The organism is Actinomadura sp. 9N407, assembly GCF_044326315.1.
In the GTDB taxonomy this organism is placed as follows: Bacteria; Actinomycetota; Actinomycetes; order Streptosporangiales; family Streptosporangiaceae; genus Spirillospora.
In genome coordinates this window covers 30,864-50,711 of sequence record NZ_JBIRAW010000010.1, presented here as the reverse complement: position 1 = coordinate 50,711, position 19,848 = coordinate 30,864, and the positions used below count along the sequence as shown (strand labels likewise).

Genomic DNA, 19,848 nt, shown 5'->3' with positions numbered 1-19,848 from the left:
GTGATCCAGTCGGATAGGCGACCGGTCTCCAAAACCGGCGGGAATCGGGTTCGAATCCTGCCACCATGCGACAATTTCGGCCTGCGGCACGGAATATGCAGCGAACACGGTTCGCATTGACAAGTCCACAGTGGAGAACGCATGAACTGGGAGCGGCAACGCTTCCAGTCGACGGCCCTTGGGGCCCACTACCCCAGGTTCCTACCTCTGTAGCTCAGTGGAACAAGAGCAACGCGCTACGAACGCGGAGGTCCCAGGTTCGAGTCCTGGCAGAGGTGCCGTGCCGTACAAGCCGAAAGGGTTGAGGTGCCGGCCTTTCAGATCAAAGTACAGGGCCGAACCGGAGTGCAGGGTTCGACTCCCTGGTACGGCTCGCAAGCCGCTCGCGCCCGACCGGACGGGCACCGGCCTCTTAAGCCGGAATGAGGAGGTTCAAGTCCTTCGGGCGGTACTCCGTGCGGGAGTGGCGGAATGGTAGACGCACCGGCCTCAAACCCCGGCGAGCACGAGCTCATGCAGGTTCGACTCCTGTCTCCCGTACCAGGGCGCACGCTATCGCCGCGCCCCCATGCCGGATCGTCCAATCGGCAGGACACCCGCCTTTGAAGCGGGCAGGTGCAGGTTCGAATCCTGCTCCGGCAGCGCATGCGCTTCTTCGACTCGTCAAGACATGGCCCGTTGGTCTAGCTAGGGCAAGGACGTCCGGTTCTCAGCCGGAAGGACGTCGGTTCAAATCCGACACGGGCTGCTTCACTTCAGGGTGACCTGAATCAAGGCGCAGTGGACGAATGGTAGAGTCACCTGCCTTTCAAGCAGGGAACGTGCGGGTTCGAATCCCGTCTGCGCTGCGTGTGTATGCAACGAAACATGTCGGCCGTCCCGGCAAAGGGTACGGTCTTGTCTGTGTAGCTCAATGGGAGAGCACCGGCTTGTCAAGCCGGGAGGTGCGGGTTCGAATCCCGTCGCAGGCGCCACGGCACCCGCCGTCTTGCGAGTGCCAGGCCTGGTTGGCTCAATGGGAGAGCGACGCTTTCACACAGCGTAGGCGAAGGTTCGATTCCTTCACCGGGTACTGTGGCCGAACCGATTGGTGAGGAACCTGACTGTGACCCAGGTAGCAGGCGGTTCGATTCCTTCACCGGGTACTGTGGCCGAACCGATTGGTGAGGAACCTGACTGTGACCCAGGTAGCAGGCGGTTCGATTCCGCCCGGCCACCTTCCTACCCTCTTAGCTCAGGGGACAGAGCGCCCGGTTCCGAACCGGAAGGCCGCAGGTTCGATTCCTGCAGAGGGTACGTTCGGCGCCATCCGGGAGCCGCGAGGCGCAGCCCTCGCGGCTCCCCGGCCACGCTTTCCATTTGCGTTCTCCATTGTGGAGTCTTGTCCCGTTCTGCCCTCCGGGCCGTTCCAGCGGACGACCGACCACGACCACCGTGATGACCCGGTCTGCACAGGTGCCGCAGCGTCAGGCCTGGCTGCGCAGGGTTTCGAAGTTGGTGCGGTACCGGGTATAGATCTCGGGATTGTCGATCTCCAGGAGGGTGTCGTCGTTCCTGCGCAGCGACGTCTGGTTGTAGTTGTGGCTGCCGGTGAAGACCATCCTTGCCTTCTGGTCCCGTCCGTACGTGCCTTCGATCAGCATGTACTTGGAGTGGATGCGGCCTGCCGGCGTGGAGCCGTCCAAGACGTCCAGGTCGATTCCGGCGGGGGCGAGCCGTTCGGCGACCTCGGTGTCCATGGGGCCGTGGACGACGGAGATCCGGCATCCCTGGGCGGCCAGCGCCTTCAGACGGTCGGCGATGCCGATCCGGTACGCGTCCCACTCTGACATGCCGATGCGGATCTCGGTCCTGCCCTTACGGCTCCCGCACACCACCGGGTCGAGCAGTTCCACGACGGTGTCGGTGGAGGGGCCCGTCCCCGCCCGGGGGAAGAAGTGGGACCGCATCATGCCGTCCCGGGAACGACCGGTGGTGACCGTGTAGTGGTCCGGGTTCTTGCGCTCGGCCGCCAGGTCATGGAAATAGGAGTCGTAGGCACGGTAGATGTGCCGGTTGCCGACCATGGTGACGGCGTTGTTCCAGTACGTCGTGGTGTTCAGGTTCGTGAGGTTGGCGGAGGACTGGACGACGACCTCGCGCTTCCCGCCGGTCTCCGAGAAGACGTAGAACTTGTTGTGCTGTCCCTTGTCGCCGACGCAGGCCGCCGTGCCACCGGACATCGGCCCCGTGCAGCTGTGCACCCAGGATCGGGCCGACTCGTCGGTGCCCAGCCCCTTGGTGAGCTGCGCGAGGATCCCGGTGTTGCGCAGATCTCCGTCCAGGATGACCTGCACGTTCACTCTGCGCCCATGAGCCTTGATCAGTTCGCCGGCGAAGTCCGCGCCCGCGGCTCCGGACATTACGAAGTGCGCCACCCGGATCGTGGAGCCGGCGGGTGCCGCGTGGATCAGCTTGCAGATCTCCTGCACGATCTCTGCCCCGTCCCCCTTCGACGCGTCGTTGAACACCGCCTGTGTCCGGACGGGCGAGGCCGGGGCGTCCGCGCACGGCGTCGCCGCATGCGCGGGCGTACCGGTGACGGCCACGAGGGAGGCGGCGGAAAGGGCGGCAAGCGCCAGGGACCTGATCAGCATGGGGGACGCACTCCTTCGTAACGGCCGCAGAGCGGGCGTCCCATGCTCCTGATTCCGGACATCAAGATCAACAAATGATCCATGTCCGAAAAATGAACGCCTGGAGCTATGCCGAGCCGCGCTTCCTACGGGTGGTCCGCGGCTGTGGACGCCCCCGCGGACGCAGCCAGTGCTTCGGGCAGGTCGCCGATCTCGGGCACCTCGAAGCCGAGGGCGCGCAATCGATCCGCCGCCCAGGTAACGGAAACGTGGGTCTGCGCGGCACCGGCCACGAGGTTCCACAGCGGCACCGGAGCCTCCTGGTCGAGCCACCAGCCCCGGTCGTCATAGCGACGGGTGTGCAGCATCTCGGCCGGCGGCAGGACCGCGAGTTCGCGGCTCATGAGGATGAGATCTGTGGAGCCGACAGGCTCGTGCGGTAGTGCGGGGACCGCGAATCCGAGTTCTTCGAGGCGCTGGGCCGTCTCTTCCGGCATGCGGCCGGAGCGCTCGGCGGCCGTCAAGATGTGGCCCAGTGGCGCCATACGCTCGGTCAGCCACGGCCAGTCGCCGGTCAGGTCCCTGCTGGCGAGCACCCGGTCGCCCGGTAGCGGAGCGTCGAGCCGGGCGAGCTCGGACGGGACGAGGAAGCCGAACTGAGACAGGCGACGTGCCGCCTGGCCGATCGAGCACCCAAGCTCTTCCGCTGACGCGATGATGTGGCCGACGGGAACCGGCACGAGTTCCTCAGCTTCGTCCCACTGGCGCAGCCTGATGCCCGCCCGGAGGTCTCGGCAGACCAGCAGGTCGTCGCCCGGCTGGACATCACCTGCGTCAAGGATCGCCCGGGGGAGGTCGAAGCCGAGATCGGCCAGCCTGCGGGCCACATCCCCTACGGGACGTCCGCACACGATCGCCGCGTGAACGACGTGATGAGACCGAACCCAACCCTTCATGCTCAGCCAGGGAGGCTCACCATTGAATTCCAAGCTCAGGAGCCACAGGTCATCGGCAACCCCGGCGGCGTACGCATCCGGCACGCGGAAGCCCAGTTCGATCAGGCGTTGAACGATCTCGCCGATCCCTTTTCCGAGCCGCTCGGACGCGAAAAGAAGGTGCCCAAGGGGAATCGTCGGCACGCCGGGAAGCATTGGCGGATGGCCGTTCACCTCACGGCTGAGCAGCAAACGATCGTCCGGATCGACCATGCCCCCGACGGGCAGGTCCGCCGGCACCGTGAAACCGAAGCTCGCCAGCCGGTCCGCCACGCGGGCGCCGTCGCGGCCGAGCTGTGCCGCCGCGGACACGATGTGACCCGCCGGGATGGGTACGGGGTTCCCTTCGGCGTCAAGCGATTCCAACCAGGGCCGGCTGCCGTCGAGGGCCTCGCTGAGCAGGATGCGGTCGGCCGGCTCGGCGATCCCCGCGTCCAGCAGGACCTGGGGCACACCGAATCCGAGAGCGGCGAGGCGTTCCGCCACTCTGGCGACCGGTCGGCCGAGTTGGGTCGCGGCCGCCACGATGTGTCCCGTGCCGACTTCGGCCGCGCCCCCCTCGGGATCGCGCTCGGGCAACCATGGCCCGACACCGTCGATGTCCGAGCTAATGATCAAAAGGTCCGCCGGCTCGGCCTCGCCCAGGGCGAACAGCGTCGGCGGGGGCCGGTATCCCAGCCGGGCGAGGCGGTTCGCCACGTCGCCGATGGAATATCCGGTTCTCGTGGCGGCCTGCACGATCTGGCGAACGGGAACCGGCTCGGAAACGGACGCCCAGCATCGCTCGCGGCCACTCCTCACAAGGATCGGGTTTTCTGGTTCAGTGTCGAGAATTATCGCGTCGGAGGGCCGGGCCTGTTCGTCAGGACTCGACGGACACGAGGCATCGCGGCGACCCAACCCGGCCAGGCGCCATCGCGTCAGATGATCGGTCAACGGTTCGGCCCCGCGGCGATCCTGACGTTCCCTCAGGCTACGTACGTAATACTCCGGCTTTCGGTAGGAGTCGGCGGGCCGGAGCAAAAGACGATCGGGCCCCAGCAGGCCGAGCCGCGCGAAGTCCAGATCCCGACCATTGATCTTGAAGCCGCGACCGGCATCGAGTGCCGTCCGAAAGATCGAGTCCGCGACGATCGGCTGCTGCTCGGCGAACTCGCAGAGCCAGTCGAAGGTCGGCAGCGGACCCTGGGAGGACGCGAAGGTGTCCACGGCGCCCGACAGCACGCGCGTGAGGGTCTTCTTGTTCCTCGGGGTTGCGAGCAGTTCCTTGCGGTCGACCGACAGCTCAGGAGAATTTTTTCCGGTGAGATTGACGACTACCCCGAAGCACGACTCGTTGGTGCGCAAGCCGTCGACCAGGACGGCTCCGCGGCCATCGCACCACCAGACCGGCGCCCCGGGAACGGGGTACAACGACTGCGAAGAAAAGCTCGGTTTCAGCTCGTGCGGCCGCCACGTCGCGATGGACGGTCCGTCCCTGCTCTCCACGCGGAACTCCGAGTACTCCAGGACGTTGCGCAGAGTCTGCGTACAGGACACGGGTGTCTTGTCGCCGGCGGTTCGCAGGTGGAGCCGCACCACGGTTCCCGCGTCCGTCCCGGGGCCCAGGGATTCGATGTGGAACAGCGTGCCCGGTCCGGCGATCGAGACCTTGAGCCGCTCTCCTGGCCTGCCATCGCGGCCGAGGCGGCAGGTGTTCACCGTGATGTCGTCAGCGAGCATGAAATAGCTGAGCACGCCGATACCGAACTGGCTGTTCGGGTAGAGCTTCACAGGCCGTTCGAGTGAATCCCACTCGGCCTGCTCCTCGATGAATTCGGGAAGTTCGGCGAACCGGACGCCGGCCTGCGCGAAGACGTCGCGCAGTTCTCTCACGCCCATCCCGATGCCGTTGTCCTCGCAATCGATGTAGGGGCGTCCCTGGGCGTCGATGCCCTGCGTGAAGCGGATGCGGCCCTCCCACTCGGGTACGGGCCTTCCGGTGGCTCGCAGGTACTCGGTGCGCGCCTGGCGGTAGCGGCAGGCGTCGAGGGCGTTCTGGTAGATCTCGCGAATGGCGAGATCGGTGTCCCCGTAAAGGTTCTCGCCCATGAGCAGTTCCTGGACCCGGGCGTCATCGAGCTGGAACCGGATTCCCGCCGAGGTGTACGCGGAACCCTGCTCCGATTCCGCGGCGCGCACCTGAGTGGCGTCCGCGTACCGGGGAAGTCGCTTCAGCCCGGCCAGGGACGGATCCTCGGAGTTGCCGAGATCGGCGAGCAGGCGGTCGAGGGCACCGACGTGCTCGCGCAACGCCACTTCCACGGCGGGATGGGAGCAGGCGGCGCGCAGTGCGCGGCCGGAGCCCCGAGGCTCCCAGCGCGCCTCGTCCAAGGCTCGGAGCACATCCGCCGGCACGACGGATTTGGGGATACCGACGTGCTCCACGAGCACGGGTGGCAGCCCGGTGATCTCGATCGCCATCCGATGGGCGACCACGAGGAGGTAGACCACCAGGCGCTCGCGGAGCTCCTGTTCACCGAGCAGTCCCGGCGCCACCACCAGGGACGAGGAAAGGCCCTGCGGACGGTCGGTGCGGGCGATGAAGCCCGGGTCGGCGTACAGGAGGCGGATCATCTCGCTCAACCGGCCCGCGTCGAATACCTCCTCGGCCAGCCGGCCTCCCGGCGCCCACCCCGCCAGAGACTCGACGACCGCCCGCTCGCCGAACATCTCCCCCCTGCTGGTGATCCACCGGTGCAGCAGCCACCAGCCGATCTGACCCGCCACCTCCCGGTCGCCGGTGGCACTCGCGCCCGCCGCGCGGCGGAGGAGCCGCGGACGGCCGCGGGCGTAGGACTCGTACCCCTCGCGTTCGGGCGATGGCGCGGTGGCGGGCGAAAGCTCGAAGGGGTCGACCATCCTCGCGTCGGCGACGGACCGCGACCAGTGAGCGTCATGAACGAAAGGCAGCGCGACCAGCAGCGCCGCTTCCGCGGGGGTCAGGCGGATGTCGTCGAGGAGCGAACCGAGGATCAGGCTCATCCGCTCACTCGTCCGCAGCGCGAACCGCCTGTCGTACCAGGGGTCGGACGCGAGCGCCGACTCGGACGTCCGGCGCGCGGTGGCGAGGTGGCGGACGAGGGACGTCACGTCGTCCTTGAGCGAGTCGGCCCCGTGGACGTCGACGGCCTTCTGCCATGCGACGTGCTTGGCGGCGGCAGTGGCCCAGTCATCGGACTCGCTGTCGGCCACCGAGCCCGGAAGCACCACGAAGGCGTCACCGTCGGCCTCCCCCGCCGCCCGCGTCCGCTGGGGGGAAAGGTGATGCTCGGCGGTCAGCGCGTCCATGCGCTCCGCGATGGCGCGCGTGAACGCCGCCAGCGTCACCGACGCCGCCCCCTCGTTGATCGCGCCTTCCACCGCGGCGGCGAAGATGCTGAACGACCTGCCCTCCGGTCCGTCCGAGACGTAGTGAGCGACCTGTCCGGGCGTGCAGGGGAATATCCAGGCGACATTCCGCCGCGCCGACCGTGCGATCTTGTCGTGCGACCATTTGGTGCGCGCGGCGATCGACTTGGTCTGCTCGTGGAAGCCCTCCCGGCAGGCGTCGACGAGGAAGACGATGCCGCCGGCCCGGCTGGACTCGATCACCGGTCCCCATGCGTTCAGCGGGACGGCCACGTCGGCGAGTCGCAGCCACCTCAGGTCGGCGTCGCTGGGCAGCAGATAGTCGACGCCGTCCCCGTGCGCGCCATGACCGCTGAGGTACACGAGCAGCGTGTCGTTCGGCTGCGCGGTCGCCAGGAAGCGGCTGACCTCGCTGCGGATCCTGGTCTGCCCCAGCCTGCCGCTGTCGTCCGGGATCTCGGTGGCGTAGCCCCTCGCCTCCAGCGCGGTGGCGATGTTGACGAGATCATCGGGAACGAAGGCCAGCGGTGGCACGGTGGGGTCGTCGTACTCGGCGACCCCCAGGAGGAGCGCGCGAAAGCGTCCCACGGCCGTCCCTCAGTCGCCGAAGACCAGGATGATGTTCGCCTTGGCGCCGGTCTTGGCGGTGCCGATGAGTTGAATGCCGCCCTCGACGGAGACCTCCACCCCGATCTGGGCCTCTCTGAGCCGGAAGCCCTCCGCAGGGCCCGCCAGGTCGCCCAGGACGGCACGCAGGGCATCGGTGGTGCGCCGCAGGTTCTCCCGGAGAACGTCAAGGGGGATGTTACGGAGCAGTATTTGCCCATCCGCCCCGGTGAACAGGCCCATCGTCGTGTCCTGCTCGTCCACCGAAACGAAGAAGGGGAGGGTCTCCCCCCTTGCTTCCAGCGGAGATTCCTGTGCCGCATCCCCAGCCACCGTGAGATCCCCCGTCCATGATCGAGCAAACCGCCACATCCAGGCACAGGATGCTAACGCGTGATCACCCAGAATCGGTGTCGATGGCCGGGATAGGAACAGGAGAACGTCGGCACGGTGACCTATCGGGGCGATGCGCCTCCGTCGGGACCGGTGACCGTGTGCCCGTCCTGGTGGAAGAGTTCGTGCAGGTAGCGCAGGGAGATGTGGTGCGCGACGGCGATCGCGCCCGGCGTCAGGTCCGCGTCGCCCAGGTGTACGCGGATGAACGCGTGGATCTGGGCCATCAGCGCGCCGCCTGACGTGGGGCGGTACGGCGTCATACAGCACCAGATTCCCGACGTTGAAATAGGCGCGCCCACCGTCCTGCGCCACCATGCCCGCGACCGCGCACGATGCGACTCAGCTTGAATACTTCAGGATCGGCCTGCCGGATCAGCTTGGGCGTGCGGTAGATCGGTTACGTCGTCGTAGTCATCAACGCCGCCTGTACCAGACCCAGATCGCTGATACCGAGCCGAGCACGGAAAACGGCTCTGGGCCTCCGGCTAGCAACGCGAATCGCAGGGAACCCGCGTCTGAGAAGTGACCTCGCGCCAGAAAGTGAACCACTCTTTCGCCGGCCCCGGCCGTGCCGACAATGTCCATGACCCCACCACAGCGTCGACTGTCGAGAGGGCCATCTTCAGTGAATGATCCCACCCCGTCGTCCCTCACTCGGCGCAGATCCTCGTACTCCAGCCGGAGGAGGCACGGCCCGTCGTCTCCTGACCGCCGCCGCGAGAGCCATTCACGAAGACGCCCCCGGGCCTTCCGGCCGGGGGCGTCTCGCGGGTTCTGGCCAGAGGCTGTCTCAAAGTGGCCTCAGCCACCGCGCGAGCGCGTTACCTGGCCGGTGAGGCGAAGCCGAAGGCGAGCCTCATCCGGGCAGATCGCGAAGCGATGCCGCGCTCGCACAAGAACCGGTCAGGTACGAGCCGCCAGGCGAGTACCTGGGCCGGGTCTTTAGAAACACTGGCTAGCCGTTCGCGGCCTCGTACTGCTCAATCACCTTGGCGGGGATGCGGCCCCGCTCGTTGACCTCGATGCCGTTGCCCTTGGCCCAGGCACGGATCTCGGCGCTGCGCTCACGGCTACCGGCCTGGCGGGCGGCGGTCTTGGTCGCCGTACGGGCACGCTCCCGGCGGGCCTTCTCCATGTACGGGTGCAGCGCCGTGCGAAGCTTGTTGGCGTTCTCCTCGTTCAGGTCGATCTCGAAGGACTTTCCGTCGAGGGCGAACGAGACGTTCTCCACCGCCGTGCTGCCGTCCATGTCATCGATCATCAGGACTTCGATCTTCTGTGCCATTACTGGCCTCCTATCAGTTTTGTGCCAGTCGGTTCCGACGAGCGTGGTTTCAGAGGTCCCACCTGAGCGCCGTCCATCGGGATGCGCCGCCGACGCTCGGTGGGCACGAGGGAAGTGCTCCACGGGCAGGTTCGCGTTCTCGATACTGTACTTCCGGTTCTCGCGGCATCGCACCTTCGCTACTCGGCGAAAGTCTCCATTGCGGTCGAGGATCTGTGCCGCCGCCGGTATTCCGTGGGTGTCAGCCCTACCAGATTCCTGAAGCGCCGGGCGAAGTACGTCGGGTCGTCCCAGCCGACGGCGGCGCCTACTCGGGCGACGGGCAGGGCGGAGTTCGCCAGCAGGGTCGCCGCCCGTTCGGCTCGCACCCGAGCCAGGAAGTTCAGCGGCGTGAGGCCGATGTACCGGCCGAACAGCCGTCCCAGATAGGCGGAATCCAGGTTGACGGCCCGCGCGAGATCATCGAGCCGCCACTGCTCCGAGGGCGCCGCCTCCAGGCGCGCGATGGTCGCGGCGACCGCGGGATGGACGGTCGATTCGAGGGCGTCGTGTTCGAGATCACCGCCGTCGGCCAGAATGCCCAGCACGGTGATCAGGCGGCCGAGCATCCGGCCGGGCCGGCGCTGAACGGATTCCAGGTCCCGTTCGAGTAGCCGGATCTGCTCGATGGCCTCGTCCGCGTCGGAGGGGGCGAGGGGCCGTACCGCCACACCGCGGGCGCCGCGGGACACCGGGTCGGTCCACAGCAGCCGGCGCAGCATCGGCAGCCGGTAGAGCTCGGCTTGCAATGCGTCCGCGGACAGGCAGCAGTTGGCGACGGTGAGATCGGCGCAGTCCCGGAACGCGTGCCACGCCCCGGGGCGTACGACGATCGCGTCGCCATGGCGCAGCGGACGGTCGCCTCCGCTGGTGGTGTGGCTGCCGCCGCCGGGCCCGATGATCGCGATCTCGAGGAAGTCGTGCGTGTGCGGCTCGACGCCCGCGGTCAGGTGGTGGACGCCGCCCCAGATCGGGCCGCCGGCGAACAGCGCGTGCGCGTGCAGCGTGGCGACCATGTCGGGATCGTACGACTCTTCGCCGGAATCGGCCTAGCCCTTCGCGGCGCATCGGAGCGAGGCTTGGCACATCCCCACGGACGGAGTTCCCATGATGAACAGCCAGGCGGGCACCGATGTCGGCGCCGACGGCAGGGTTTCGCGAGAGCTGGTGGCGTCGTACCGCGAGCACGGCTTCGTCCGGGTCCGGGGCGTCCTGGACGCGGCCGCGATCGAACGGTTCAAGAGCGGCACCGAGTCCTTCCTGGAGGCCCATCGCGCCGAGAGCCTGGAGACCCTCGGGGTCTTCAGCCAGCTGGTCAACGTCTGGCGGCGCGACCCGGTCCTCCGCGATCTCACCCTGGACCGGCGGCTCGGCCGGATCGCCGAGCACCTCGCCGGTTTCCCACTGCGGCTGTGGCACGACCAGATGCTGGTCAAAGAGCCGCACAGCAACGCCGCCACGGAATTCCACCAGGACCGCCCGTACTGGCCGCACGGCGGCGACCGCCTGCCCCTGTCGGCCTGGATCGCGCTGGTCGACGTCCCGCCTGAGCGGGGATGCATGACCTTCCTGCCCGGGACCCAGCATCAGGACGGTCTGCGTCCGCAGGACCTGCACGACGCGGAAGACCTCTTCGCGGCGGACCCGTCACTGCGATGGGCGCCCCGCGTCACCGTCCCGCTGCGGGCCGGCGACTGCACGTTCCACAGCGGCTACACAGGACACATGGCGCTGCCCAACCAGACCGGGACGGCCCGGCTCGCGCACGTCAACATCTACATGGACGCGGAGACCGTCTACACCGGCGACGCCCACCCGGTGACCGACGACCTCGGCCTCACGGCAGGAGACCGTCTGGACGGCGAGAACTTCCCGCGCCCGTGGGCCTGAGGCGCTCACCTGGACGTACGGGATAATTCGGTGGTTCGGAACGGGACCCGTTGTTACGCTGCTGCCACTTCGTCCGTCGGTGAGTCGTGGGCGCCTGCCCTGGAAAGTAGTGATGTATGGCCCGGTCAGTGGTTCCGAGCGTCCCTCTTCGCACCCCTTCGTGCGCCGGTACCGGCCGGACCTGACCGACCGCCAGCCCCTCGAGGGCCGCTCGGTGCTTGCCTCTGCCACGTTCACACTTCCGGCAAGGAGTATCCGGGTGTCCACCGACAACCCTCAGCACAAGCGTCCGACCGCGAGCGGCTACCTGCGGACCGACACCTTCACCTGCGTGTGGTGCGGTCTCACGGTCGCCACGCTCGCGTCCGACGGAACCCGACGCAACCACTGCCCCAGTTGCCTGAGCTCGCAGCACAGCATCGACCACGTCGAAGGCGGACGTTCCGGCTGCCTCGCGCGGATGACCCCGATCTCGATCGCGGTGCTGCGTACCGGCGACTGGACGGTCATCCACCGCTGCGTCCGCTGTGACGAGCTGACCTCGAACCCCATCTGCGGAGACGACAACCAGCTGATCCTCATCCGGATGGCCGTACGCCCGCTGGCACAGCCGCCCTTCCCGCTCGAAGCCTTCGGCGACCTGTGAAGGGGCGGTAGACCATGCCACGACGTCGACCACACCATCCACGACACCGGCCGCAGCGGCCGAAGGACGTACCGCACGGTACGGGCGACGCGTTCCGCTGCGTCGGGTGCCGCCTCGATGTGCCCCTGGCCACGCCGGGGACCGCCCACCGCAACCACTGCCCGCACTGCCTGACCAGCCTGCACGTCGACAAACGGATCCCGGGCGACCGGGCGGCCGGCTGCCGCGGGCGGATGGCGGCACTGACCCTGTCGGTACGGCGGGACGGCGAATGGATGATCATCCATGAGTGCCTGTCCTGCGGTGAACTCAGCGCCAACCGCATCGCGGGCGATGACAACGCCCTCGCGCTGATGCGGATGGCCGTACGCCCGCTGTCGGACAACCGTCTGTCCGTGGGCGCGCTGCTCACCCTGTAGTAGCGAACGCAGGCTCCCGGCCGAAAGGCCGGGAGCCTGCGCCGCCGTGGCCGGCCACTCCGGGGCGGCCCGCGCTCCGGGGCCGCCACCGACCCGTGCGATCCGTTTTTCCATTCTCCTGAACAACCTGATCTTCATTGGTACCGTCCGCATGCTCGAAGATCATTTACTGGAAGGCGACATGTGAAGAAGCGCAACAAGCTCGTGGTGGCGGCCGGCTCCACCGTGGCGCTCGGCGCCCTGGCCACCACGATCACCGTCACCGCCGCGGACTCCGGTGCGCAGCGGACGGCGGCGTCCGCCGGGGCGGCCGCGGCGACCGTCTGGCCGCTGGTCCAGGGGACCCCCGGCCAGGACACCGGGACGAGTCTCAGCTCCATCGCCACCACGCCGGACGGCACGATGTGGGCGTCCGGCTCGCGGTACCGCGACCGCAAGCCGGCCCTCCAGCGCCTCAGTAACGGGACATGGACGAACGTCGGCCTGCCCGCCTCCCTGAGCAAGCTCTCGCTGAACTCCGTCACCGCGACGTCCGCGTCCGACGTGTGGGTGGCCGGGCAGCTCGCCGACAGCGGGGCGGAGAACGCGATCGGGCACTGGAACGGGAAGGCGTGGCGGACCTTCACCGTCCCGTACCAGTTCCAGTCCACCGGCATCGCCGCGCGCGACACGCGGAACGTGTGGGCGGTCAGCTACTCGGGCGCCAAGTACTGGAACGGCACGGCCTGGGCCGACACCCCGATCGGGATCAGGCCGCGCGCCGTGGCCGCCTCGCCGGGCGGCGCGTGGGCGGTGGGGACCACGGGCCCGCAGCCCGCGGCCGCCCGCTGGAACGGCTCGGCGTGGGTCACGGTGCCGTTCCCCGAGATCGCGGGTACGGTGCGGGGCGAGATCGCGTCCTCCTTCCACGACGTCCTCGTCGTCTCCGACGACGACGTCTGGGCCGTGGGCGCGGTCCAGCTGGCCGACGCCTCCGGCAAGGCGTCCAGCCGGTCGCTGTTCGCGCACTGGAACGGCACCAAGTGGACCCACACCATCGGCGATCCGCGCACCGCGTTCACCGAGATCACCTCGGACGGCGCCGGCGGCATGTGGATCATGGAAAACCAGGGCGTCATGCGGCACCGTGCCGCGGACGGCACCTGGTCGACCGAGACGGTGACCGTACCGGCCGGCACGACGCCGCGGATCAACGACATGGCCGTCCGGCCGGGCACCAGGACGGTCTGGGCGGTCGGAGCCACCAGCACCACCGCGACCGGGTGGGCGGACCTGGCCCACTGGCGCAGCAACTGATCGACGCCACCACGGAGGCCCGTGGCCGGTGAACCCGGTCCAGCGCCGCTCACGAGCGACGCTGGACCGGGTCCGTGACGCGGCGGCGGTAGGCCTGGGTCTTCATCCGGTTGCCGCACAACTGTGGGGAGCACCAGCGGGCCTTGCCGGGACGGGACCGGTCGTAGAAGACCCATTGGCAGTCCTGGGCCGGGCACATCCTGAGCCGGCGCCAGGTGCCGTCCGCCGTCGCGGTGACCGCCGCGATGACGATCCGGGCGAGCGCGGCGGTCACGGGGTCACCAGGGGAGACCAGTCCGGCGCCGCTCGCGGAGACGGTGACGCCGAACGAGAAGTCGAGTGGGATCTCACCGGCCTCGCCGTCTTGGCGCAGAGTCAGGCGCAGGGCCGTCCGGAGGGTACGGGCCCGCGCGAGATGGTCCTGGTCACACGTCGCGCCGGGCTCCAGGAGGTCGTGCTCGCACAGCCATCGTTCGAGGTCGGCGGGCGAGGCGAGGCCGTCGTGCGGCTCGAGACGCCGGCCGTGGGCGGCGAAGGCGCGCAGGTCCTCGGTGTTGGCGAAATGGTGGATCAGGGCGATGCCCGCGGGCAGCCCGCCGACCTCCTCAGGACCGGTCGGCGGGAGCATGCCCGATGTCTCCGTGAACCCTGCGGTAGGCGTCCTTCACGCGGATCCGGTCGCCGTCGAACTCGAACAGGTCGCAGCCGTCCACCCGGTGCACCCGCCCGCCCTCGTCCGTACGGACGTAGGACCACCGGCCGGCGCCACGGTCACCGGCGATGAACGCGGTGCCGCCCTGGGATTCGGAGCCCGCGTCATAGGCGAGCATCAACTCGAAGCCGCGGCGCACCTCGGCGGGCCCTCTGAAGGTCGTACCGGGCTCGACTCCGACGGAGGCCTGGAAGACGCAGTCGTCGGTCATGAACTCCATCAGCCGATCGAGGTCCTTGTCCCGCCACGCCGCACCGAACTCCGCCAGGCGTTCCAGGGTCATCGCCATGCTCAGATCCTTCCCTCGAAGTGGTCACCCAGGTAGGCCGCCAGGTCGGGGCCCTCCGGGTTGGCGAGCACATGGCGCAGCCACGCCCGCCGCTCGTGGTCGGTGACGGCCAGCTCCCACACGCAGCCGATCGCCGGGCTCGGATGGGGCGCCATCTCGTCCGGCCGGTCCACCGGCGCGGAGAACAGCCGTTGATGGATCTCGTTCTCGCCGGACCACCAGTGCACCAGCGCGAAACAGAGGTCGGCCGCGTCGTGCGCGATGGCGAAGCCGATGCCGTACCGGTCTCCGGTACGCGGCGGGGAAGGCAGCGCCGACGCCGCGAGCCGCAGGGTCGTGCTCATGAGAACGGCACGGGGAGCGGCGGCCTGCGCACTGATCCCGTACAGCTTCACCGTCCATCCGGCGATGGCCTCGACCCCCTGGAAGCTGATCGTACGAGGGCGATGCGGCTGCCGGAGGACGATGGTCCCTGCCTGTGCGGTCATTCCAGACCTCCAATACGACACTAGTTAAATTAATAACAGGTGTCATACTGGACGGCAAGGGACGGCGAGGGACGGCGAGAAGGCGGCTCCCGTCACGGGAGCCGCCTTCTTCGTGTGTCACCCTGCGGTCAGGCGCCCAGCGGTCAGGCGGCCCGGTGGTCAGGCGCCCGGTGGTCAGGCGGGTCCTGCGGTCAGGCGGACTTGGTGAGGTCGTAGGTCATCATCGGCGCCCAGGTGTCCTCACCGATCGGGACATCGGAGTCGACCGTGACCGACCCGTCGGCGTTGGGCGTCCGGGTGATCCGCGCCGGCCCGGTCACCACCAGAGCATCCCCGCTGAAGTTGCCGTGGTACTTGCTGGCGGTGTCGTCGTAGGGACCCAGGCTGTTGAAGAAGTGCGTACGGTACCGGCCGCCGGCCGGGTCGTAGTCCAGCATCTCGTACCCGGAGTCCAGCACCGTGATCCCGCCGACCTCGAACGAACTCGTCCAGCGGTGCACCAGGAAGAACCCGCCCTCCATCCACTCGAACGACTCGTGCCCCACGATCTCGGTCGCCGGCCCCATCGGCCCCTCGATCGTGGACCCCTTCAGCTTCCACTCCCCCACCAGGAAGTCCAGCTTCTTCAGCGCGGGGTCGGGGGTCGGCATCTCGAACTCGGGCGTCTCGGACATGATGTGATCCTTCCGTCCGCCCCCTTGAGGGCGTTTCCGTCGTTTCCGTTGCCCCAAGCATGCGCTCGGACCCCCCACCCCCACATCCGTGGCGACCACCTGCCCACCACGTGCCCACCACGTGCTCGGTGCCGGCTCTACGAGCGTCCATTGGGCGGGCCCTTGGAACGCAGCGCCCTGCCTTCGATCGCAGCGTCGTGACACGTCGCAGCGGAGATCCGCGTCAGTGCACGCGGGCGCCGCACTCCGCCGAGTAGAGAAGCGTGTTCGTCCGCACGTGGTCGGGAGGTACACCGACCAGGCGCAGGCACGCCTCGGCAGAGCCATCGTCGAGGGGATACTCGAGCGTCACCTCGAGGAGCGGAATGATCCGGTGCGCATCGTGCAGTTCCGCCGGGTGGTGGCCGTCGGGAAAGGTGCCGTCGAGGAAGCCGAAAGCGATCGTGTCGGTGTCATCGATGACAAGTTCGCGGATCGCGAAGCACCAGTGCTCCGCCGTCCTCTCGAGCAGGGACCTGCCTTCCTTGCCGTAACCGGTCAGCAGATCCCGACGTGCACGTACGCATTCAGCGATGGCACAGCACAGCGGGACCGCCCTGGCCGAAGGGACGTCGATTCTGGTGTATCCGCTGAACGGCTCGAAGTCGAGGGCGTCGTTGAGCAGTACTACAGCGGCATTCTTCGCCGCGGGATGGCCGCGTTCGACGATGTCGAGAAGAAGTGGAGCCGCGACCGCGGCCGCGGGAAAGACGGCGCCGCTGTGGTCGTGGAGAATGCCGTGGCCGCGCAGACGGGTGGCGGCCACGGCCGCTGCGAGGTTGCTCGTCGCGGCCGCCAACTCCCTCATGCCGGCGGCAGCGCACTCAGGGTCGTACCAATCCGGGCGCCCGGCTATCGAGGCCCAGTCCACCGACCCGATCGCCTCCATATCGGCACCTTCCCACAGCCGAACGACCTTGGCCGGGCCCCGCGCGTAAGCCCTTCGGCGTCCGTGCGCGGCCCGGTGGCCGGTCGCGGCGGTCGGTCGTCAGATCTGTTGGCTGTCGAGTCGTACCTCGTCGGCGGCCGGGCGGTGCCGGTTGCGCAGCCAGTGGCCGAGCGTGACCAGGCCGAATCCGGCGATGTAGATCACCGAGGTGAACAGCAGGTAGCCGATCGTGCCGTCGAGGAGTTCCGGGGAGTCGCTGCGGGGGAAGGCGTCGTCGGCTCCGTTGGTCCATTGCATGACCAGCAGACCGGTCTGGAAGGTGTAGACCTGAGCGAAGATGACGGCGAAGGCGAGGTAGGCGCCGAGCCGGTTGCGGATCAGCAGGCCGATCGGCAGGGCCAGCACGATGACGACGATTGCGATCACGGTGTCCTCCTGTGTGGTCGGGATGGGTTCACTGTGAACGGGCCCGGCCATCGCGCACATCGATGCCAGTACCTGACCGTTTCTGGTGCTGGCCGGTAAGTGCTGGCACTGATGCCCTATGTGGCGTGCCGGTGGACAATGACGCGATGAGCCGCATTCACCCGTGGATGCTCGCGGCGAGTGTCGTCTGCATCGGTGCTTGGACCGCGCTGGCGTACGCGGCTTTCGGGCCGGCGCGGTTGGACGGTGGCTGGTCGTTCGCCGTCTATCTCGTCGGACTGGTGCCTCTGGGGCTGGGGTGGCTGATCGCGGTCCGGGCGCCGGCCGGCCCGGTGGCGGGCGCGCTGGCCGGGGTGGCGGTCTCGATGCTGGCCACTGCGGCGGTGGAGGTCTGGGGACGTACGCACGGCACGCGCGGTCCTTGGCCGGGGTCGGGGTTCATGGCCGTGCTCGGCTCGGCGGTCTGGTCGTGGCAACTGGTGGGGTTCCTGTTCCTCCTGCTGGTGTTCCCCGCGGGCCTGCTGCCCGGGCGGCGATGGCGGGCGGCGGCGGCTTCGGTCCCTCTGTCGGCGCTGGTCGTGACGGTGGCGATGGTGGCGACGATGAACCACTACGATCCGCCGCCGGCGGCGCGTTCACCGGTGTCGGTACCCGAGCCGCTCTGGGGACCCGTGATGGTGGCCGCGCTCGCCGTCCTGCTCGCGGTGGTGATCGTCAGCGTGAGCGGGGTGGTGCTGCGCTACCGCCGCGGGGACGAGCGGACTCGCAGGCAGGGACGGTGGCTGGTCCTGGCGGCCATGGTCATCGTGCTGCTGATGGTGCTCAGCTGGGTGATCACCTCGCTGGGATGGGCCGGCCCCGCCGCCCACAGCGGCTTCCTGATCGGGATCGTGGTGCTGGTGCCGGCCGCGGTGGCCGTGGCCGTACTCCGGCACGACCTGTTCGAGATCGACCGGATTCTGAGCGATTCCGCGGCCTGGGCGCTGACCGCCGCCATCGCCGCCGGGGCGTTCGCGGCGTCGGCCGTCGTGCTCGGTTCGCTGCTCGGCCAGGACTCGCGGGCCGGTCTGGCGGGGGCGGTGTTCCTGGCCGCGATCATCTTGATGCCGATGTTCCGCCGGATTCACCGGGTCACCGGGCGGGTGTTCGACCACGATCGCACGGTGATCCTGGCCGGAGTCGCCGATTTCGTCGATCGGGTCCGCGACGGTACGGCCGAGCCGGAGTCGGTGCAGGAGATCCTGAGAGCTCTGCTGGACGATCCGCAGCTGGTGCTCCTGCTCACCGAGGCCGAGCACGGCGGGTACGTGGACCTTCAGGGCCTGGACGTCACACCCGCCGAGGCCTCGATCACGATGCCGATGCGTACCGCCGACGCCGACATCGGCCTGGTGCTGCTCGGGCGGGGATCGGCTCGCCGCCGGCGGCGGGTCCGGCTGGCGGTGTCGGCGGCCCGGCTGCCGATCGAGGTGAGCCGGCTGCGGCTGGGGCTGCGGCGGGCCCTCGCCGAGGCGTCCGACAGCCGGCGCCGCCTGGTGTCCGCCGCCGTCGCCGAGCGCAGGCGGCTGGAACGCGACCTGCACGACGGCGCCCAGCAGCACCTGCTCGCGATCGGCATGCAGTTGCGGGCCGCCCAGCGGCGGCTGGACCCGGACGATCCCGTCTTCGCCGAGCTCGACCAGGCGGTGGACCGGCTGGAGGACACCGTCGGCGAGCTGCGGCGGCTGGCCCACGGCGTGCGTCCGGCCAGTCTCGACGACGGGCTGTCCGTCGCCCTGGGCAGGCTCAGTGACCGATGCTCGCTCCCGGTCGACCTCCACGCCCAGGAAGTGAGGACCAGTGACACCGTGAGCGCCACCGCGTACTTCCTGGTGGCCGAGGCGATGACCAACGTACTCAAGCACGCCCAGGCCACCAGGATCTCGGTCCGGGTGCACCAGCGGGACGACCATCTGCACATCACCGTCACCGACGACGGGATCGGCGCGCCACCAGCCCAGCTGTCTCTGACGGCCCTGCGTGACCGTGTCGGTGCCCTTGGCGGAACCCTCACGGTGACCAGCGCACCGCGCCGGGGCACCACGGTCGAGGCGGCGATGCCATGCGGATCGTAGTCGCCGAAGACTCCGCCCTGTTCCGCGAGGGCCTCGTCCGGCTTCTGGACGACGCCGGCCACCAGGTCGTCGCCGCCGTCACGGATGCCGGCGCCCTGCTCGACGCCGTTCGCGCCCACCGTCCCGACATCGCGGTCATCGACGTGCGGATGCCGCCCACCATGACCGATGACGGCGTCCAGGCCGCGCACCTCCTGCGCCGGGAAATGCCCGGCCTGCCCATGCTGCTGCTGTCCCAGCACATCGAGATCAGGAATTCCGTCTCGCTGGTCACCACGGGTGCGTTCGGCTACCTCCTGAAGGACCGGGTGCTGCGCGTCACCGACTTCCTCGACGCCCTCTCCAGAGTCGCCGGCGGCGGCTCGGCCCTCGACCCCGACGTCGTCTCCGCGCTCCTGCGCCCCGGAGACACCCCGCTGGCATGCCTGTCCCAGCGCGAGCGCGAAGTCCTCGCCCTCGTCGCCGAAGGCCACTCCAACGCCGCCATCGCCGGCCGCCTGGTCATCACCGCCCGCACCGTGGAAGCCCACATGCGATCCATCTTCCACAAGCTCCACATCTCCGACTCGGCCGAGACCCACCGCCGCATCCTGGCCGTCCTCACCTATCTGAAATCCCTGTGACACCTGCACATCGCCGC

The 19,848-nt window shown here is 68.7% G+C and carries 19 protein-coding genes and 11 tRNA genes; 18 read left to right on the top strand and 12 right to left on the bottom strand.

Annotation, left to right across the window (positions count from 1 at the left end; genetic code table 11):
- Positions 1-203 precede the first annotated feature (203 nt).
- The 11 genes from ACH34Q_RS17665 (at position 204) to ACH34Q_RS17615 (ending at position 1,296) form a co-directional block, all read left to right on the top strand.
- A tRNA-Arg gene (locus ACH34Q_RS17665) sits at positions 204-278 on the top strand.
- Between the two features lie 4 nt (positions 279-282).
- A tRNA-OTHER gene (locus ACH34Q_RS17660) sits at positions 283-373 on the top strand.
- A gap of 5 nt (positions 374-378) precedes the next feature.
- Positions 379-451, top strand: a tRNA-Lys gene (locus ACH34Q_RS17655).
- Between the two features lie 6 nt (positions 452-457).
- Positions 458-543 (top strand) — tRNA-Leu (locus ACH34Q_RS17650).
- A gap of 26 nt (positions 544-569) precedes the next feature.
- Positions 570-642: transfer RNA gene (locus ACH34Q_RS17645), tRNA-Gln, on the top strand.
- A 30-nt stretch (positions 643-672) separates the two neighbouring features.
- A tRNA-Glu gene (locus ACH34Q_RS17640) sits at positions 673-748 on the top strand.
- Positions 749-774: 26 nt separating this feature from the next.
- Positions 775-848, top strand: a tRNA-Glu gene (locus ACH34Q_RS17635).
- 51 nt (positions 849-899) lie between these two features.
- Positions 900-974: transfer RNA gene (locus ACH34Q_RS17630), tRNA-Asp, on the top strand.
- A gap of 27 nt (positions 975-1,001) precedes the next feature.
- Positions 1,002-1,072, top strand: a tRNA-Val gene (locus tag ACH34Q_RS17625).
- A 75-nt stretch (positions 1,073-1,147) separates the two neighbouring features.
- A tRNA-His gene (locus tag ACH34Q_RS17620) sits at positions 1,148-1,218 on the top strand.
- Between the two features lie 5 nt (positions 1,219-1,223).
- Positions 1,224-1,296, top strand: a tRNA-Arg gene (locus tag ACH34Q_RS17615).
- A gap of 170 nt (positions 1,297-1,466) precedes the next feature.
- Here ACH34Q_RS17615 and ACH34Q_RS17610 read toward each other — a convergent pair.
- The 6 genes from ACH34Q_RS17610 to ACH34Q_RS17585 form a co-directional block, all read right to left on the bottom strand.
- Positions 1,467-2,636: a phosphatidylserine/phosphatidylglycerophosphate/cardiolipin synthase family protein gene (locus ACH34Q_RS17610; RefSeq protein ID WP_395984044.1), complete on the bottom strand. Its 1,170-nt coding sequence runs from the start codon at positions 2,634-2,636 to the stop codon at positions 1,467-1,469.
- A 125-nt stretch (positions 2,637-2,761) separates the two neighbouring features.
- Positions 2,762-7,534, bottom strand: a complete 4,773-nt coding sequence (locus tag ACH34Q_RS17605; protein WP_395984273.1) for a caspase family protein — start codon at positions 7,532-7,534, stop codon at positions 2,762-2,764.
- A gap of 63 nt (positions 7,535-7,597) precedes the next feature.
- Positions 7,598-7,870: a hypothetical protein gene (locus ACH34Q_RS17600; RefSeq protein ID WP_395984043.1), complete on the bottom strand. Its 273-nt coding sequence runs from the start codon at positions 7,868-7,870 to the stop codon at positions 7,598-7,600.
- A gap of 191 nt (positions 7,871-8,061) precedes the next feature.
- Positions 8,062-8,262, bottom strand: a complete 201-nt coding sequence (locus tag ACH34Q_RS17595; RefSeq protein ID WP_395984042.1) for a hypothetical protein — start codon at positions 8,260-8,262, stop codon at positions 8,062-8,064.
- Between the two features lie 695 nt (positions 8,263-8,957).
- Positions 8,958-9,287: an Lsr2 family protein gene (locus ACH34Q_RS17590; RefSeq protein WP_395984041.1), complete on the bottom strand. Its 330-nt coding sequence runs from the start codon at positions 9,285-9,287 to the stop codon at positions 8,958-8,960.
- A gap of 179 nt (positions 9,288-9,466) precedes the next feature.
- Positions 9,467-10,342, bottom strand: a complete 876-nt coding sequence (locus ACH34Q_RS17585; protein WP_395984040.1) for a helix-turn-helix transcriptional regulator — start codon at positions 10,340-10,342, stop codon at positions 9,467-9,469.
- Positions 10,343-10,433: 91 nt separating this feature from the next.
- Here ACH34Q_RS17585 and ACH34Q_RS17580 point away from each other — a divergent pair, with 91 nt between their 5' ends.
- From ACH34Q_RS17580 to ACH34Q_RS17560, 5 genes are all read left to right on the top strand, one after another.
- Positions 10,434-11,216 carry a phytanoyl-CoA dioxygenase family protein gene (locus ACH34Q_RS17580; protein WP_395984039.1) on the top strand — a complete coding sequence of 261 codons (783 nt, stop codon included), beginning with the start codon at positions 10,434-10,436 and terminating at the stop codon, positions 11,214-11,216.
- Positions 11,217-11,475: 259 nt separating this feature from the next.
- On the top strand, positions 11,476-11,862 hold the full coding sequence (locus ACH34Q_RS17575; protein WP_395984038.1) for an RNHCP domain-containing protein: 387 nt from the start codon (positions 11,476-11,478) through the stop codon (positions 11,860-11,862).
- Between the two features lie 14 nt (positions 11,863-11,876).
- Complete coding sequence (locus ACH34Q_RS17570; protein WP_395984037.1) at positions 11,877-12,281, top strand: RNHCP domain-containing protein; 405 nt, start codon at positions 11,877-11,879, stop codon at positions 12,279-12,281.
- Between the two features lie 46 nt (positions 12,282-12,327).
- Positions 12,328-12,468 carry a hypothetical protein gene (locus ACH34Q_RS17565; protein WP_395984036.1) on the top strand — a complete coding sequence of 47 codons (141 nt, stop codon included), beginning with the start codon at positions 12,328-12,330 and terminating at the stop codon, positions 12,466-12,468.
- A complete protein-coding gene (locus ACH34Q_RS17560) occupies positions 12,465-13,577 on the top strand; it encodes a hypothetical protein (RefSeq protein ID WP_395984035.1) in 1,113 nt (370 codons plus the stop codon). The genes ACH34Q_RS17565 and ACH34Q_RS17560 overlap by 4 nt, the downstream gene beginning before the upstream one ends.
- A 49-nt stretch (positions 13,578-13,626) precedes the next feature.
- Here ACH34Q_RS17560 and ACH34Q_RS17555 read toward each other — a convergent pair whose 3' ends face one another.
- The 6 genes from ACH34Q_RS17555 to ACH34Q_RS17530 all read right to left on the bottom strand — a co-directional run bounded on the left by ACH34Q_RS17555 (position 13,627) and on the right by ACH34Q_RS17530 (position 17,094).
- Complete coding sequence (locus ACH34Q_RS17555; RefSeq protein ID WP_395984034.1) at positions 13,627-14,205, bottom strand: CGNR zinc finger domain-containing protein; 579 nt, start codon at positions 14,203-14,205, stop codon at positions 13,627-13,629.
- The gene (locus ACH34Q_RS17550) at positions 14,183-14,578 is read right to left on the bottom strand and encodes a nuclear transport factor 2 family protein (RefSeq protein WP_395984033.1); all 396 of its coding nucleotides are present in this window, start codon (positions 14,576-14,578) and stop codon (positions 14,183-14,185) included. Before ACH34Q_RS17550 ends, ACH34Q_RS17555 begins: the two co-directional genes overlap by 23 nt.
- A gap of 2 nt (positions 14,579-14,580) precedes the next feature.
- On the bottom strand, positions 14,581-15,066 hold the full coding sequence (locus tag ACH34Q_RS17545) for a hypothetical protein (protein WP_395984032.1): 486 nt from the start codon (positions 15,064-15,066) through the stop codon (positions 14,581-14,583).
- Positions 15,067-15,257: 191 nt separating this feature from the next.
- Positions 15,258-15,740, bottom strand: coding sequence for a DUF1579 family protein (locus ACH34Q_RS17540; RefSeq protein WP_395982024.1), 483 nt, complete (start codon positions 15,738-15,740; stop codon positions 15,258-15,260).
- Positions 15,741-15,963: 223 nt separating this feature from the next.
- Positions 15,964-16,668: a hypothetical protein gene (locus ACH34Q_RS17535; protein WP_395984031.1), complete on the bottom strand. Its 705-nt coding sequence runs from the start codon at positions 16,666-16,668 to the stop codon at positions 15,964-15,966.
- A 99-nt stretch (positions 16,669-16,767) separates the two neighbouring features.
- Positions 16,768-17,094 carry a hypothetical protein gene (locus ACH34Q_RS17530; RefSeq protein ID WP_395984030.1) on the bottom strand — a complete coding sequence of 109 codons (327 nt, stop codon included), beginning with the start codon at positions 17,092-17,094 and terminating at the stop codon, positions 16,768-16,770.
- Between the two features lie 146 nt (positions 17,095-17,240).
- Here ACH34Q_RS17530 and ACH34Q_RS17525 point away from each other — a divergent pair, with 146 nt between their 5' ends.
- Positions 17,241-19,208 (top strand): sensor histidine kinase, encoded by a 1,968-nt coding sequence (locus ACH34Q_RS17525; protein WP_395984029.1) that lies wholly within the window; start codon positions 17,241-17,243, stop codon positions 19,206-19,208.
- Complete coding sequence (locus ACH34Q_RS17520) at positions 19,196-19,831, top strand: response regulator transcription factor (RefSeq protein ID WP_395984028.1); 636 nt, start codon at positions 19,196-19,198, stop codon at positions 19,829-19,831. The genes ACH34Q_RS17525 and ACH34Q_RS17520 overlap by 13 nt, the downstream gene beginning before the upstream one ends.
- Positions 19,832-19,848 lie beyond the last annotated feature (17 nt).

What these genes read in the sequence shown, in the direction of transcription:
- ACH34Q_RS17570 (WP_395984037.1), top strand. Translation starts at nt 11,877, where the DNA reads ATGCCACGACGTCGACCACACCATCCACGACACCGGCCGCAGCGGCCG.
- ACH34Q_RS17590 (WP_395984041.1), bottom strand. Translation starts at nt 9,287, where the DNA reads ATGGCACAGAAGATCGAAGTCCTGATGATCGATGACATGGACGGCAGC.
- ACH34Q_RS17545 (WP_395984032.1), bottom strand. Translation starts at nt 15,066, where the DNA reads ATGACCGCACAGGCAGGGACCATCGTCCTCCGGCAGCCGCATCGCCCT.
- ACH34Q_RS17610 (WP_395984044.1), bottom strand. Translation starts at nt 2,636, where the DNA reads ATGCTGATCAGGTCCCTGGCGCTTGCCGCCCTTTCCGCCGCCTCCCTC.
- ACH34Q_RS17585 (WP_395984040.1), bottom strand. Translation starts at nt 10,342, where the DNA reads ATGGTCGCCACGCTGCACGCGCACGCGCTGTTCGCCGGCGGCCCGATC.
- ACH34Q_RS17595 (WP_395984042.1), bottom strand. Translation starts at nt 8,262, where the DNA reads ATGACGCCGTACCGCCCCACGTCAGGCGGCGCGCTGATGGCCCAGATC.
- ACH34Q_RS17580 (WP_395984039.1), top strand. Translation starts at nt 10,434, where the DNA reads ATGATGAACAGCCAGGCGGGCACCGATGTCGGCGCCGACGGCAGGGTT.
- ACH34Q_RS17555 (WP_395984034.1), bottom strand. Translation starts at nt 14,205, where the DNA reads ATGCTCCCGCCGACCGGTCCTGAGGAGGTCGGCGGGCTGCCCGCGGGC.
- ACH34Q_RS17525 (WP_395984029.1), top strand. Translation starts at nt 17,241, where the DNA reads ATGAGCCGCATTCACCCGTGGATGCTCGCGGCGAGTGTCGTCTGCATC.
- ACH34Q_RS17540 (WP_395982024.1), bottom strand. Translation starts at nt 15,740, where the DNA reads ATGTCCGAGACGCCCGAGTTCGAGATGCCGACCCCCGACCCCGCGCTG.
- ACH34Q_RS17520 (WP_395984028.1), top strand. Translation starts at nt 19,196, where the DNA reads ATGCGGATCGTAGTCGCCGAAGACTCCGCCCTGTTCCGCGAGGGCCTC.
- ACH34Q_RS17550 (WP_395984033.1), bottom strand. Translation starts at nt 14,578, where the DNA reads ATGGCGATGACCCTGGAACGCCTGGCGGAGTTCGGTGCGGCGTGGCGG.
- ACH34Q_RS17535 (WP_395984031.1), bottom strand. Translation starts at nt 16,668, where the DNA reads ATGGAGGCGATCGGGTCGGTGGACTGGGCCTCGATAGCCGGGCGCCCG.